We start from the raw sequence: 14,868 nt of genomic DNA, 5'->3' as shown, positions 1-14,868 counted from the left end.
AACGAGCTTTCCTATTCCCCCACATGCTACTTTTTCCTGCCGGCTGCCAAAAACTTGTGGCCGCCGCTCTGGTGCTGACGGGTGCTAGTCTCACTGGGCCAGTGATTTATGCGCAGAGCGCCACGCCGACCGCCGCCGCGCAGCTACGTATCGAAGGCCTGGTCGCTACCCCACGCACGCTCAGCGCCGCCGAAATCGCCGCCTTGCCTCACCGCGAGCAAACCACTACCGACAAAGACGGCAAAATGCACGCGTACCGCGGCGTGGCTCTGCGCGACGTGCTGCACCTGGCCGGCGTGCCCGAGGGCAAGGGCATTCACGGCGCGGTGCTGGCCGAGGTGGTGCTGGCCAGCGCCGCCGACGGCTACCAGGCTGTGTTTGCGCTGCCCGAAATCGACGCCGATTTCTCGCCCCAGACTATCCTACTGGCCGACCTGCGCGACGGCCAGCCCCTGCCCGCCCACGACGGCCCCTACCAGCTCATCGTGCCGCTCGAAAAAAAGCCCGCCCGCTGGGTGCGCCAGCTCACCGGTCTGCGCGTGGTGAAAGTGCAATAAACAGTTCTTAAGCAAGAAGTAAGCAAGAAGTAAGCATGAGCAATAAGCTACGCATGCTGCGCGGCTCGGTGGCGTGCGCCTCGGTGCTGGCGCTGGCCCAGGCTGCCGCCGCCCAGGCTACCAAGCCGCAGCCGGGGCTAGCCCGCCGCCCGCCGCCCGCCGACACGCTGCGCACCGACCTCAAAGAGGTGGTTGTGACGGCCTCGCGGGTGGAGGAGAGCTTTTTGCAGTCGCCGGTGACGGTGGAGAAGCTCAACGCCCGCGCCATTCGGTTGTCGCCCGCGCCCTCGTTTTTCGACGCCATCGATAATCTGAAGGGCGTGCAGGTGATTACGCCCAGCATTGGGTTTAAGGTGATTAACGCGCGCGGCTTCACCAATACCACCAACGTGCGCTTTGCCCAGCTCGTGGATGGCGTGGACAACCAGGCGCCGCACATCGGCGGGCCCATCGGCAACGTGCTGGGACCGAGCGACCTCGATATTCAGCGCGTGGAGCTGGTGCCCGGCACCGCCGCCGCGCTTTATGGGTTGAATGCTATTAATGGGCTAGCCAACTTTCAGACGAAGAATCCTTTCAACTCGGAGGGGCTGAGCGTGCGCCAGCAAACGGGCGTCAACCACGTGAACGACCCCAATGCCAAGACGTTTGGCGAGAATGGCTCGCCGGTGAAAAGCTATTCCGAAACCAGCGTGCGCTACGCGAAGGTGCTGGTGACTGACCGGCTAGCCTTCAAGGTGAACGCCAGATACCTGCGGGCCTACGACTGGATTGCCAACGACCAGACCGACATCAACCCCACCGGCAACGCCACCACCGGCCTGTTTGGGGCCGACAACCCGGCCCAGGACCAAGTGAGCCGCTACGGCAACGAGTCGTCGGACCGCAAGAATATTACGCTGGGGGGCAAAAGCTACCAGGTGGCCCGCACCGGCTACGACGAGCGCGACCTGGTGGACTACAACGTGCGAACGCTCAAGGCCGACGGTGCGCTGCACTACCGCTTCCGGCCCGGCACCGAGCTGGCCTACACCTACCGCGTGGCTAGCTTCGACAACGTGTACCAGCGCGCGAACCGCTTCCGGCTGCAAGACTACCTCTTGCAGCAGCACGCGCTCACCTTCACCTCGCCAGTGGTGCAGGCCCGCGCCTATTTTACCGAAGAAAACACCGGCAAGAGCTACAACCTGCGCTCGATGGGCGAAAACATCGACCGCAGCTACAAGCCCGACACCCAGTGGTACGGCGATTATACCACGGCCTGGAACAATGCTACCAAGAGTGGCTTGGGCGTGGCCGAGGCCCACCGCGCCGCCCGCGCGGCTGCCGATGCCGGCCGCCTCCAGTCCGGCACCGATGCCTTCAACCAGCGCCTGAGCCAGCTCCAGGACATCAACAACTGGGACGTGGGCGCCGCCCTGCGCGTGCGCGCCAACCTGGCCCACGCCGAAGCCCAGGTAAACCTGGCCGAGGCCCTGCGGCGCGGCGGCACCGCCCTGCCGGCTAGCCTCGACCTACTGGCCGGGGCCGACCACCGCACCTACCTCGTGGTGCCCGATGGCAACTACTTCATCAACCCCAACCCCGGCAAAGACCCGCTCAACGACAACCTCACGTACTCCAAAACCGGCGGCTTTGTGCAGGCGGGCGGGCGGCTGTTTGAAGAAAAGCTGCGCCTCACGGCCACGCTGCGGGTCGATAAGAACGACTGTTTCAACGTGAAATTCAACCCGCGCTTCACGGCCGTCTACTCGCCCACGCAGCGCCAGAATTTCCGCCTCAGCTACCAGAGCGGCTACCGCTTTCCGAGCTTGTTTGAAGGCTTTTCCAACGTGAACAGCGGCCAGGTAAAGCGCATCGGCGGCCTGCGAGTGATGAGCGACGGCGTGTTTGAGAACAGCTACCTGCGCAGCAGCATCGACCGCTTCAACGCCGCCGTGACGGCCGGCATCAACGGCACGCCGGCCCAGACCCGCGCCCAGGCCGTGGCGGCCAATCAGGGCTTGCTCGTCAAAAACCCCTACACCTACATCAAGCCCGAGTATATCCGCTCGCTTGAAGCTGGCTACAAGGCGGCGCTGGGCCCGGGCGGCCGGCTGCTGGTCGATGTCGATTTCTACTATAATTCGTACCGCGACTTCATTGCCCAAGTCGAAGCCTACGTGCCGCAGACCACCAGCGGCGTGGCGCTGAACACCGGCACTGACCTCAATGCGATAGCTACGGCGCTGAATACTACGACTATACCCGCGGGTAGCACCACCACCGGCCAGGCCCGCTACCGCCTCTGGACCAACTCGCAGAGCCAGGTGTACAACTACGGCGGCTCGGCCGGCCTGCGCTACAACATGGCCAGGGGCTACCTGGCCGGCGCCAACGCCACCTACACCCGCCTCGACCGCACCGAAAACGGCGATGGCCTCGAAGACGGCTTCAACACCCCGCAGTGGCTATACAACCTGAGCCTGGCCAACGAAAACGCCTACCGCAACTTCGGCTTCGGCCTTAATTTTCGCCACCAAGTCAGCTACTATTCCCAAACCTTCCTCGTGAACGGCAGTGTGCCCGCCTTCAGCTCGCTCGATGCGCAGCTGAGCTACTACGTGCCCGCGGCCCAGGTGCGGTTCAAGCTGGGGGCCAGCAATGTGTTGAACAGCTACTACGTGACTTATCTCGGCGGGCCCAGCGTGGGTGGGCTGTACTACCTCACGGTGAGCTACGGGCTGTGAGGCCCCACCCCCGCGGGGCCAGGGGGGCTGCAACTTTCCGGCGCTAATCTTCTTTTGCAAAAAAGAAACGCCATGTCACACCCATTCTCCGCCGCCGAGCGCCAGCGCTACCGCCGCCACCTGCAGCTGGCCGAAGTCGGCGAAGCCGGCCAGCAGCGCCTGCGCGCGGCCCGCGTGCTGGTGGTAGGCGCGGGCGGCCTGGGCTGCCCCATTTTGCAATACCTGGCCGCTGCCGGCGTGGGCACGCTAGGCCTCGCCGACGCCGACAAGGTGGAGCTGACCAACCTGCCCCGCCAGATTCTCTACGGCCCCGCCGATGTGGGCCAACCTAAGGTGGAAGCCGCCGCCCGCGCCCTAAAACGACTCAACGAGCTGAATACCTACAACCTGCACCCCATTCGCGTAAGTCCTGAAAACGTGCGCGAGCTGGTGGCCGGCTACGACGTAGTGGTCGATGGCTCCGATAACTTCCCCACGCGCTACCTGCTCAACGATGCCTGCGTGAGCCTGGGCCGGCCGCTGGTGTCGGGCGCCATCTACAAGTTTGAGGGCCAGGTTTCGGTGTTTAATTATGCGGGCGGGCCTACTTACCGCTGCCTGTTCCCCGAGCCGCCGAGCGCCGCCGAGGCACCCGACTGCAACACCACCGGCGTGCTCAATGTGCTGCCCGGCCTCATTGGCACGGTGCAGGCCACCGAGGCCCTGAAGGTGGTGCTGGGCCTGGGCGACGTGCTCAGCGGCCGCCTCTGGCTGCTCGACACGCTCACTTTCCAGAGCCGCACGCTGCGCTTCAAGCGCGACGCGGCGCAGAGTCAAATTAACCTCGACACCGCTAGCCCCGCCGACTACTTCGACGTGAGCTGCGCCCCCGAAGTCCAGGCTATCAGCCTCTCGGCCGACGACCTGCGCCAGCGGCTGGCCTCGGCCGCGCCGCCGCTGCTGCTCGATGTGCGCGGCCCGCTCGAATACCAGCGCCGCCACCTGCCGGGCGCCGTGCTGCTGCCCCTGCCCGAGCTAGCCGCCCGCGCCGCCGAGGTGCCCCGTACCCGCCCGGTGGTGGTGTACTGCCAGAGCGGCGTGCGCAGCGCCAAAGCCGTGGACCTGCTGCGCCGCGAGCTGGGCTACGATAATGTGCTGACCCTGCGCGGCGGCCTCGAAGACTACCCCGGCTAGCCTCCTTCGCCGCGTGGTGGAGCTGAGCATTAGCTTAGTGGCCGCAAGTGCAACAATTCCTCCCGGAAAAGACTTCTACTAGCCAAGGGCGCATCAACCTGCCCGGCCGTGGCCGCGTAGGCAGGGCTGGTGCGGCCGGCCGCTTTCGGGCCAGCTAGCCCCCGCAGTATATTTGGCTAGATGTCTTTTCCCTCCTCCTCCGTGCTATACGACGCCCACGGCCGGCCGCTCGAATACGTGCGCCTGGCCATTACCGACCGCTGCAACCTGCGCTGCTTCTACTGCATGCCCGAGGAAGGTATTAAGTACATGCCTAAGCACGAGCTGCTTAGCTGCGAGGAAATGCTACGCCTGGTCGGTATTCTGGCTGGCCTGGGGGTGCGCAAGGTGCGTCTCACCGGCGGCGAGCCCTTCGTGCGGCGCGACCTGGTGCCCTTCATGGAGCGCCTGGCCGCCCTGCCCGGCATCGACGACCTCAGCCTCACGACCAACGGCGTGCTCACCGCGCCCCACGTACCGGCCCTGGCCCGCATGGGTGTGAAAGCCGTCAACCTCAGCCTTGATACGCTGGACCGCCAGCGGTTTTGTGAGATAACCCGCCGCGACGAGCTGCCGCAGGTCATGCGCACGTTCTACGCGCTGCTCGACGCTGGTATCCAAGTGAAAATCAATGCCGTGGTAATGGATGGCCGCAACATCCAGGACCTGGTGCCCCTGGCCGAGCTCAGCCGCGGCCTGCCCGTCGAAGTGCGCTTCATCGAGGAAATGCCCTTCAACGGCGGTAGCCACGTGGCCACGCCCGAGTCGCTGCCCTGGAACCACCGCCGCATCCGGCAGCACCTGGAGGCGCACTTAGGCGACCTTGTGCCGGCCTATACCGCCACCGGCGCCACGGCCAGCGAGTATACTATTGCCGGCCACCAGGGCCGGGTGGGCATCATCGCGGCCTACTCGCGCACCTTCTGCGGCACTTGCAACCGCCTGCGCCTCACGGCCGAAGGCGGCATCAAAACCTGCCTCTACGACCAGGGCGTGCTCGATGTGCGGGCCCTGCTGCGCGGCGGCGCCACCGATACGGCCATTGCCGAAGCGCTGGCCAGCGCCTTTTACCACCGCGCCGCCAACGGCTTCGAGGCCGAAAGCCAGCGCCCGGTGCACCAACTCAATTTTGAGAGCATGGCCACGATTGGCGGCTAGCCTTCGTCAAGTATCAGTTATCAATTACCACTTATCAGGTGATGACTTAGCTGATAACTAACAACTGACAATTGATAACTGATAATTGACAAGATGAACCTTACCGTTGCCCTTTTTGGCATTGCCCGCGAAATCGTGGGGCAGTCGTCGCTGCAAGTGGCTGCACCAGCTGGGCAGTCGGCTGCCGGCCTGCTGGCCGACCTACGCACCCAATACCCCGCACTGGCCGGCCTGCGCAGCCTGGCCGTGGCCGTCAACAATGAATACGCTGCCGAAGATGTGCCCTTGCACGAGCGCGATGAAATCGCGCTGATTCCGCCCGTGAGCGGGGGCTAGCCGTTGTTCGAGCTTTAGAAACTGACCAATGCTTATCGACTTAGTTGACCACGCTATCGACGTGGCTGCCGTGCTGCAAGCTGCCGAATCGGACGAGGCCGGCGCCGTAAATGCTTTCATCGGCACCGTGCGCAGCCGCAGCGACGGCCGCCGTGTGGTGCGCCTGCACTACGAGGCCTATCCGCCCATGGCCGTGCACCAGCTGCGCCGCGTGGCCGAAATGGCCCAGGAAAAGTGGCCCATGCTGCGCCAGGTAGCCGTGGTGCACCGCCACGGCACCCTCGAAATCGGCGACGTGGCCGTAGTAGTGGCCGTGTCTACGCCGCACCGCGCCGACTCCTTCGCCGCCTGCCAATACATTATCGACACGCTGAAGGAAGTGGTGCCCATCTGGAAGAAGGAGGAGTATGAAGACGGTACCGTGTGGGTAGCCGCCCATCCCTAGCACAAACGCCGCGCACTCTCAGAGTGCGCGGCGTTTGTGTTTAAAATGATATTAACCCGAAATGCTGGGCTAGCCTTCGTGGTGAAAGTCCGACTTGCCGCCCGTTTTCTCCACCAGCCGCACTTGCTCAATTACGATGTTGTGCGACATGGCTTTGCACATATCGTACACCGTGAGGGCCGCCACCGAGGCGCCGGTGAGAGCTTCCATCTCGATGCCGGTTTTGCCCGTGACGCGGGCCGTGCACTCAATAATAATAGCATCGGGCTGCACTACTTCGATGGTGAGCTGGCAATCGTCGAGGCCCAGCGGGTGGCAGAGGGGGATGAGGTCGGCCGTCTTTTTAGCTGCCATCACGCCGGCAATAATGGCCGTTTGAAATACCGGGCCCTTGCGGGTGGGCAGGTCGCCGGCCTGCACTAGCTTCAGAATTTCGGCCCCGAGCACGACCCGGGCGCGGGCGCGGGCTAGCCGGGCCGTCACGGCCTTGCCGCCGACGTTGACCATGGCGGGCAGGCCGCCGGGACCGACGTGGGTGAGGCTAGGAGAAGTTGATTCGGACATAAACAGAAAATAGAAAGTGCAAAGAACGGATACGCGTACGGGACTGGGGCCAGTCTGGGTCGGGTATAAAAAAACCTCCCTGCCAGCGGCAGGGAGGTTTTTTAGCTAGTCTCAAGGGCTTATTCCTTGGTAAGGCGCAGGGTCTGGCGTAGGGTCGAGCCGTCGGCCAGGGTACCCGTCACGAGTACGTGGTAGGTGCCGGTAGCCAGCTCATGCAGGTCCAGCGACTGGGCCAGGCCACCGCCGAGGCTAGCCGAGCGCACCAGGCGGCCGGTGGCATCGAGTAGCTGCACCTGGTAGGTGCCGGTGGTCGGCAGCTGGCTCAGGTCGAGGGTTGTGGCGCTCTGGGCCGGGTTGGGGTAGAGGCTCAGGGCCACCGTGCCGGCTTTGGTGAAGCTAACCGAGCGCACAGGCGAGTAGCTAGCCTTGGCGTCGAAGTCTACCTGCTTGAGGCGGTAGTACACCGGGCCCTGGGCCAGGCGTGCCGCGTTCAGGTCGGTGAAGGTGTAGTTCGTCGCAACCGTTACAGTGCCTTGCGCTGCTACCTGGCCAATTTTGGTGAAGGCCAAGCCGTCGAGGCTACGCTCCACGTCAAAATAGGCGCTGTTGAGTTCCGAAGCGGTGGTCCAGCTCAGCTTGGTGTCGCGGTTTTGCACGGCCGAAGCCGTGAAGGCCGTCAATTCCACCGGCAGCGGGTAAGCCCCGATGACAAAGGAAACAGGCGTGGTGTTGGTACCGCCATTGCTGTCAGTGGTTGTAACCGATACGGTGTAGGTCTGCGCCGTAGGGTTATTAGCCAGTAGGCTAGCGTTGCTTACGTAGATGGTGCCGGTAGTTGGATTAAGGCTTACACCAGCTGGCAGGGTACCCGAGGCCAGCACCGCGTTGGTGCCGGTGGTGGGCAAGCCATTAGCCGCTCCACTTTGCAAAACACCAGTCGTGGCATTGTAAATCAAGCCCCCTGCGGTATAAACGGCCGTGTTAGGGTCAGTTACTTGCGCCAGGATGTCATTGGTTACATACTTATTAGTGTTAGTGCCGCCTTTCGTGTCGTTATACTTCACGTAGGAGGTTGGCTGGTCGGCGGCCACCGGAATGGTATACTCCACAACCGGCGACTGAGCACCCGCCGCATTGGTGGCCAGGTACGTGAAGGAGGCGTTGCCTACGAACGACGTACTGGGCAGGAAGCGAAGGGTAGTAGCCTGGGCGGCGGTTAGCGTCTGATTGGCTGCCACGGCAGCGTAAGTGCCCGTGCTGGTACCGTTGGTGCTGTAGTACAGAACGCCCTGGGAGGTAGGGGGGATGCTCACGATGGTAAAGGGCGTTGTGGCACTGAGGGCGTTTTGAGGGTCGGAAGCCGCGAGCGGCGAAATGAGCAAGCCATTGGGCGTGGCGCTGTTGTTGGCAGCGGTGTTGCCCATGGGGCTTTGCAGCGTGTTCACCACGGCGTAAGCCAGCGGGGGCTGGTTGGTAGCCGTAGTAGTAATCGTCGCACTGTTGTTGGCCGTGTTGCTTTCGCCGGTTACCGTAACGTTGGCCGTGAGCGTAAGGCTGCCAGCGGGTTGGGTCACCGTGAAGCTGTTGGCCACGGCGCCGTTGCTGCCAGGCGCTTGGCCGGCGGGCACCGTCCAGGTAATGGTGTTGCTGGTGCTCGAGTATACCCCACCGTTTGTGATGTTGGTGGGCGTGAGGCCACTGGGCAGCGTTACCGTTTGCGTAGTAGTATTAGCCGTGAGCGAGGGGCCGTTGTTGGTCGTCGTTACGGTATACGTCTGGCTGGTGCCGGGCAGGGCCGAGGCTGGCCCGCTGATGCTGGTCACCTCGTCGAATACGGGTGTAATCCCGACGCTGGCGCTGTTCACATTGTTGGCCTGGGCAGCCGCCGTAGCCGGCTCACTGGTGTCGGTAGTCGTGGCAGCGGTAGCCAGCAGCGGCCCGTTCGTCGGGGCCGTTACCTGCACCTGATAGCTGACATTGCCGGTGCTGCCGCTAGCCTGGCTGGCGATAGTGGGGAAGGTCAACAGGCCGCTGGTCGTGTTGTAGGTAGCACCGTTGCCAAACGTTATAACGTTGCCGCTCAGCGTGCCCGTCTGCCCCGCTACCTGAATGCTGGTAGTAGTCAGGCCAGGCACCAGCTGCAGCGTAGGCCGCACATTCACGGCCGGGTCGGTACCAATGTTGCCGTAAGTAGCCGTAAACGTTACCGCTGTGCCGGCATTGACAGAGCTGGCCGAGGCCGATACCGCGGCCGTAACATCAGCCGAAGTCGTGGTTGTCGGGGCAATGCTGGTTGCTACGCTGCTGGTATTGTTGCTGGCAATCGGGTCGGCTGCTGCCGAGCTGGCGGAGGCAACCCCGGTGGTTTGGCCACCGGTTGCGTTGGGCATCACATACGTTACGTAGTTGCTCACCGTCTGGCCGTTGGCTAGGTTGGCAACGGCCGGGAAGGTAACCAGGCCGGTGCTCGTGTTGTAAGTAGCGCCGCTGCCGTAGGTAATAACGTTGCCGCTCAGCGTACCCGTCTGCCCGCCTACCTGCAACGTGGCCGGCGTAAAGCCAGTGGCCAGTTGTAAGGTCGTGACCGTATTGGCCGCTATTGAGGGGCCGTTATTAGTGGTGTTCACCGAGTAGGTAACCGCATTGCCCACCACGGCGGTAGCCGGGCCGCTTACCGTGGTAGCTAGGTCGGCCGAGGCCGCTACCGTAGTGGCTACGCTGGCGTTGTTATTGGCCGGTACGGCGTCGGAGCTGCTCGAGCCAACGCTGCTGCTGGGGCTGAAGCTCAGTGCCGGGGCAGCGAAAGACAGCTTGAATACCTGCGTGGCCCCGTTGGGGTCATTGGCCTGGGTGGGGAAGGTAACCAGGCCGGTAGCAGCAGTATAGGTAGCGCCGCTCACGGCAGTGCCTGCGCCATCGGTAATGGTCACGCTGGCCAGGCCGGCGGGCAGCTGCGCCGTTTCCGTCACGCCGGTGGCGGCCATCGGGCCGTTGTTGAGGAAGGTCACGGTATACTGAACCGGCTGGCCGGCCGTAGCCGAGGCCGGGCCCGAAATAGTCGTGGCCAGGTCGGTCGATTGCAGCAGCGTAACGGCTACCGCCGCTACGTTGTCGGCCGGTACGGGGTCGGTATTAGAAGTGCTTACCGTAGCAGTAGCCAGCAGCTGGCCGTTGCTGCCCGTAGAGGCCGGCGCCGCAAACGAAATCGTGTTGCTCACGCTCGTGCCGCTCGTGCTGCCGTTCGTGCCATTGGCCAGCGTGGGGAAGGTTACAATGCCGGTCTGCGTGTTGTAAGTAGCCCCGCTGGCCGTGCCGTTCGTGAAGGTCACCACGTTTCCAGCAGTGGTGCTGGTGGTGCTACCCCCTACGCTGATGCTGCCTTGCAGGCCGGGCAGAATCTGCACGGTTTGCGTAACGCCAGTAGCCTGGCTAGGACCATTGTTGCCCGTGATAACGGTCAGCGTAACGTTGCTGCCCACCGTAGTGCTCGCCACCGATGAGCTGATTTTGGTGTAGGCATTGGCCGTGCCGGCAGCGGTGGTGCTTACGCTTATCGAAGCCGGGCTAGCGCTCGTGCTGCCGTTGATGCCAACCGCATTGTTAGCGAGGTTGGTATCGCCGGCCGTAGTGGCGCTGGAGGCAGTGTTGGGCGTTACCAGAGCCGTCGGCGCAAACGGCGCGCTGGGCATAGCAAAGCTCACGGTGTTGGCCACCGTCTGGCCGCTGGGTACGTTGGGCAGGGTGGGGAAAACAACGCCGCCGGCTGGTACCGTGTAGCTAACTCCGTTCGCTACCAAGGTCTGGGTAGAAGTCGAAGGGTTATAAACACCGCCATTGCTCACGTACACATTAGTCAGGCCGCTTACCAGCTGCAGGGTTTGCACGGCGTTGGCTACGGCACTGGGGCCGTTGTTGGTCGTGGTTACCGCCAGGGTTACCGGGTCGCCGGCTACGGCCGAGGTCGGACCCGTGAGCGTGGTAGCCAGGTCGAAGGCCGGCGTAATGGTCATGGCCGCGTTGGCCGTATTATTAGCCGTTTGACCGGCCTCGCTGGTCGTCGTCGAAACGGTGGCTGCGGCCACTACCGGGCCGGTGGCCGGGGCATCGAACGTGATAACGGAAGTGGTTGGGGTGCCGCTGGCGATAGAAGTCAGCCCCGAGTACGTTACGACGCCCGTTGCGCTGTTGTACACGCCGCCGTTGGTAGCCGTTACGTTGGTCAGGCCCTTGGGCAGCTGCACGGCAGCTACCACGCCGGCTGCCGTAGCGGGACCGTTGTTGTTGAAAACCACCGTGAACTTGGGCGGCGTGCCGGCCGATGCCAGCGTCCCGGCCGCTACCGAAGTGGTAGTAGCCGTCACGGTCGTGAATACGTCGGCCGTCGGGGCCACTGCGGCGGTAATGGTCGAGGCGTCCGGAGCGACATTGCTCCCCTGCTGGGTTGTCGTTGTCACGTTGCTCGTAATAGCTACACTACCCGTAGCCGTGGTGGCCGGGGTGAAGCTAAACGTGAAGGCATTGCTGGCGCCGTTAGCCAATGCGGCGGCGGTGCCGAAGTCGATAGTGTTGGCCGTAGTAGGTGTATAGGCCATCCCGTTCACAATAATGTTAGTTGCGCCGGTTGGGAGCGTTACCTGTCGGGTCACGTTTGAGGCAGCCTGCGGGCCTTCATTAGTAAAAGTGGCCGTGTAAGTACCTGTGGGCTGACCAGCGATTACGGTTGAAGGGCCAGTGAGTGCTGTTGTTACGTCGGCGACACAGTTAGCGCCCGCCGTGCTGTTAGCGATACTAGTGCTGATAGCTGGGTTAGCGATACCCGTAGTACCAGGAGCCGCGCCGAAAGCGATAGCGCCAGGCACCGTAGTTCCGTTGGCACCACCATTCGCTGTAGCTGTAGCTGTTACATTATTATTAGTTAAGATAACGCCGCCACCGCCACCGCCGCCGGGGCCATGCGATACACCACCACCCGTATTAGTGCCACCAATACCACCATTAGCACTCAAGGTCAATGTAGCCGATTGGCTAACGGCAACCGTCAGAAGGATAGAACCGCCAGCACCGCCTCCGCCACTACCGTCATTGTTAACCGTGTTATTGGCATTTGTACCGTTGGCTAAAATGCTGCCGGTACCACTCAAAATGCCAGTTCGTATCAATACTGCTCCACCACCGGCTGCGCCGCTGCTGGCGAAGCCATTGCCGGGAGTACCAGTGCCGTCATTAGTTACACCTGCTCCGCCGCCTCCACCCAGGGTGAGCCGGCTGCTACTGGTTACTGAGAAAGCCGCACCAGGCTCACCTCCTACCGGACTATTACTGTTCCAGGAGTTGCCACCACGGCCCCCGGTGCCACCATTGGCGCCACCGCCACCGCCTGTGTTCTGGTCGTTAGCAGAAGGATGAGCATCTGTGCCACCGCCACCAGCGTTGCCAGGGGCTCCCCGACCGTTGTCGCCGCTAGGGTAGCCATCGTTTAAAGTAGGTGGTAGTAGAGTGGGATATCCCGTAGTTGCAGGCGCTCGTGTGTCAAGCAACACGCCATTGTTGGCTGCGGCGTAAGCTGGGTCGTTCACGTAGCGCGGAGTGCCAACAATACCTTCTCCTTTAGTGCCGCCAGTATTCAACATAGCTGAGCTGCGGTAGTCAGTGCCTGACGTAGTGCCCGAATTGTCGCCGGTCAACCTCCGGCCAGCACCGCCGCGAAAACCCAGACCCGATGCATCAATTGTGAAACCAGCTAGGTTCAGTTTGCCAGCTACATCGAGAACCACAATGCCACCAGTGTTACCGTTCCATGCTACCGGCGAGATATTGGCGGCTAGGGTCAAGTTGGTATACTGTGGCACACGAATAACCTGAAAAGTGCGCTGTCCAGCCGTTGTAGTAGCCGTAGTATTTGAATAGCTATTCTTAAGAGCGGATGTTAAAGTGATTGTCCCACCTGCCGCTGCGGTTGTCGTACTACTAGCCACCGTCACGTATTCATAAGTGCCGGCCGTAAAGTTGGTAGCGGTGTTGCCGTTAGCTGGGCCTCCAGCCACTCCATCACCATAGCTGTCTGTGTTAGTTGCATCAATAGCTGCGCCTTGCATTTGTATAACAAGTAGCAAGTCGCCCGCTGTAATATTATTGGCTGCGCCCCGAGCAGCACCTACTGCAATAGTGGTGCTGGTGCCACCAGTTAGCGTCTGGCTAGCAATACTAGGATAATAAGTATTAGGAGTAGTCAGGAGGCCCGCAACTGCGCCATCTTTGCCAGGATTGGCGCAAGGAGCCGGGGTGCCAGCGGCACCCGTGGGCGTCAGAGTAGTCGTTACGTTGGCATTAGCTGCTGAGCCATCGTTATTACTAGGATTGGCATCAGTCGAGGTCGTAGTGCTGGCTGCCCGCCCGGTAACTGAGCTACCCAAGGCTACAAAACTAACAGTGTTTGTCACCGTAGTGCCCGGTGCCACCGTGCCATTAGTAAAGGTTACGACGCCCGTGGTGGCATCATAGCTGCCATTAGCCGAAGTCGTAACCGTTGCAGGCTTGCTGGGTAGGGTAATCGTACTTTGTGTGCCCGCAGCGCTAGCCCCCGCATTAGTAGTGGTAGCAGTGTAGGTTATCGTTTGGCCAGCTAGCGCCGTGGTGGGGCCGGCGATTGTCGTAGACAGGTCGGTTGGCGTTACTGCTGAAGTTGCAAGATAGAATACGTCGCCGGCCTGTGCCTCACCGGCTATCGGCCATCGGCCCGTACCGTCACCGTGTATATAGAGCCGGAATTGCAATGATGTAATACCTGCTGCCGGGGTAGTAACCAGTACTGAGCCACTTACGAAATTCCCCGCGGGGTAAGTAGTGTTTGAATTGCTTATCTGCGCTGCTGTTACAGCAAAGCCTGTCGAGCCGCTTAGTTCGGAGAGTGTTACTCCTGCTGTAATCAGGTCTAAATCAGTTGTGAAGCCTACCCTACCGGTATTACCCCCCAGGTCAACAATTTGAATTACCGGGTTGACAGTAGGTTGGCTGAATGTAATAGTTACGGTAGAGTAAGCAAAACGAGTCGAGGCCGCTGTAATGCCTTTGCCTTGGAGCGCCTGAACCGAGTTGTACAAGGAGGTTCCGTGGTTAGTAGTTGGGTCAATGCCCACTCCTGCTCCACTAGTAGCATTCGATGTGTAAGTAGCGCTTGGGTAAGTACCCGTGAACTGCGCATCCATCGTTGGATAAAGCGCAAAGGCAATGGCAGAAGTACCCCCGTTGATAGTTGCACCAAACGATGTGCCCGTATTTGTAGTAGGTACAGAAGCTACCGTAGTATACGCTTGGTTACTAAGCGAAAAAGTAGTTGTGATGGGTACCGAGTAAGCGGCAAATGTATTACCAGTCGGGTTGTCCGTATTATTCTGGAACGTAATAGCTTGGTCAGCTGTCGAAGGACCATTACCAGTCGGATTGTTAACGCCGTTCCCGTTAGGCGCAAATTCTAACGCGGGCGTTTGAGCGAAAGCATGAGTTGCCCCAAATAATAGCAGCATCGCCCACAGCCATGTGGAGCGGAAGGGCCTGCCAGGGCTGGCCAAAGTCGGCCAAGCGAAAAGTAATCGTAAGGTTGGTCTCATACAGCCAAGTGGCTAGGGTGAAAATAAAAAAGTAAGCAGGAAGGATTTTATAATTAGCGCAGACAAGCAGGTCTGAATAGCTTAAAACACTGGCTTGAATGCGTTACAAAACTAAATTCAGCATTCGGGGGCAATTGAAGAATTTCGCTGAATCTCCAGATTTACTCGCCGAATGTAAGCTCGTCCTTATAGTCGAGCTCGCCGGTGCCATACGAAGTAACTGGTACCGGCGGATTGAGAAATTAGCTAAAAAAACCTCT

Annotated in this window: 8 protein-coding genes and 1 pseudogene; 6 read left to right on the top strand and 3 right to left on the bottom strand. The window is 61.2% G+C overall.

The window, feature by feature from the left end; all coding sequences use genetic code 11:
* Positions 1 to 56 precede the first annotated feature (56 nt).
* From GKZ68_RS15155 to GKZ68_RS15130, 6 genes are all read left to right on the top strand, one after another.
* The gene (locus GKZ68_RS15155; protein ID WP_173116230.1) at positions 57 to 557 is read left to right on the top strand and encodes a molybdopterin-dependent oxidoreductase; all 501 of its coding nucleotides are present in this window, start codon (positions 57 to 59) and stop codon (positions 555 to 557) included.
* A gap of 35 nt (positions 558 to 592) precedes the next feature.
* Entirely contained in the window at positions 593 to 3,286 is a 2,694-nt protein-coding gene (locus GKZ68_RS15150) for a TonB-dependent receptor (protein WP_217275264.1), read from the top strand.
* A 72-nt stretch (positions 3,287 to 3,358) separates the two neighbouring features.
* Positions 3,359 to 4,459 carry a HesA/MoeB/ThiF family protein gene (moeB, locus tag GKZ68_RS15145; RefSeq protein WP_173116228.1) on the top strand — a complete coding sequence of 367 codons (1,101 nt, stop codon included), beginning with the start codon at positions 3,359 to 3,361 and terminating at the stop codon, positions 4,457 to 4,459.
* A gap of 201 nt (positions 4,460 to 4,660) precedes the next feature.
* Positions 4,661 to 5,656 (top strand): GTP 3',8-cyclase MoaA, encoded by a 996-nt coding sequence (gene moaA / locus GKZ68_RS15140; protein WP_173118467.1) that lies wholly within the window; start codon positions 4,661 to 4,663, stop codon positions 5,654 to 5,656.
* 93 nt (positions 5,657 to 5,749) lie between these two features.
* Positions 5,750 to 5,992 carry a MoaD/ThiS family protein gene (locus GKZ68_RS15135; RefSeq protein ID WP_173116226.1) on the top strand — a complete coding sequence of 81 codons (243 nt, stop codon included), beginning with the start codon at positions 5,750 to 5,752 and terminating at the stop codon, positions 5,990 to 5,992.
* 28 nt (positions 5,993 to 6,020) lie between these two features.
* On the top strand, positions 6,021 to 6,437 hold the full coding sequence (locus tag GKZ68_RS15130; RefSeq protein WP_173116224.1) for a molybdenum cofactor biosynthesis protein MoaE: 417 nt from the start codon (positions 6,021 to 6,023) through the stop codon (positions 6,435 to 6,437).
* A gap of 69 nt (positions 6,438 to 6,506) precedes the next feature.
* Here the strand turns inward: GKZ68_RS15130 and moaC are convergent, their stop codons facing one another.
* The 3 genes and pseudogenes from moaC to GKZ68_RS22740 form a co-directional block, all read right to left on the bottom strand.
* A complete protein-coding gene (gene moaC, locus GKZ68_RS15125; RefSeq protein WP_173116222.1) occupies positions 6,507 to 7,001 on the bottom strand; it encodes a cyclic pyranopterin monophosphate synthase MoaC in 495 nt (164 codons plus the stop codon).
* A gap of 119 nt (positions 7,002 to 7,120) precedes the next feature.
* Complete coding sequence (locus GKZ68_RS15120; RefSeq protein ID WP_173116220.1) at positions 7,121 to 11,593, bottom strand: T9SS type A sorting domain-containing protein; 4,473 nt, start codon at positions 11,591 to 11,593, stop codon at positions 7,121 to 7,123.
* Positions 11,594 to 13,345: 1,752 nt separating this feature from the next.
* Positions 13,346 to 14,206, bottom strand: a pseudogene (locus GKZ68_RS22740) (hypothetical protein); the annotation flags it as partial.
* Between the last annotated feature and the right edge of the window lie 662 nt (positions 14,207 to 14,868).

The organism is Hymenobacter sp. BRD128 (genome assembly GCF_013256625.1).
GTDB lineage: Bacteria > Bacteroidota > Bacteroidia > Cytophagales > Hymenobacteraceae > Hymenobacter.
The sequence above is the reverse complement of the archived record's forward strand: the minus strand, read 5'-3'. Positions and strand labels throughout refer to the sequence as shown.

Bases quoted from the DNA above. Each gene is read 5' to 3' on its own strand.
- GKZ68_RS15135 (WP_173116226.1), top strand. From the start codon at position 5,750: ATGAACCTTACCGTTGCCCTTTTTGGCATTGCCCGCGAAATCGTGGGG.
- moeB (WP_173116228.1), top strand. From the start codon at position 3,359: ATGTCACACCCATTCTCCGCCGCCGAGCGCCAGCGCTACCGCCGCCAC.
- GKZ68_RS15120 (WP_173116220.1), bottom strand. From the start codon at position 11,593: ATGGCCTATACACCTACTACGGCCAACACTATCGACTTCGGCACCGCC.
- moaC (WP_173116222.1), bottom strand. From the start codon at position 7,001: ATGTCCGAATCAACTTCTCCTAGCCTCACCCACGTCGGTCCCGGCGGC.
- GKZ68_RS15130 (WP_173116224.1), top strand. From the start codon at position 6,021: ATGCTTATCGACTTAGTTGACCACGCTATCGACGTGGCTGCCGTGCTG.
- GKZ68_RS15150 (WP_217275264.1), top strand. From the start codon at position 593: ATGAGCAATAAGCTACGCATGCTGCGCGGCTCGGTGGCGTGCGCCTCG.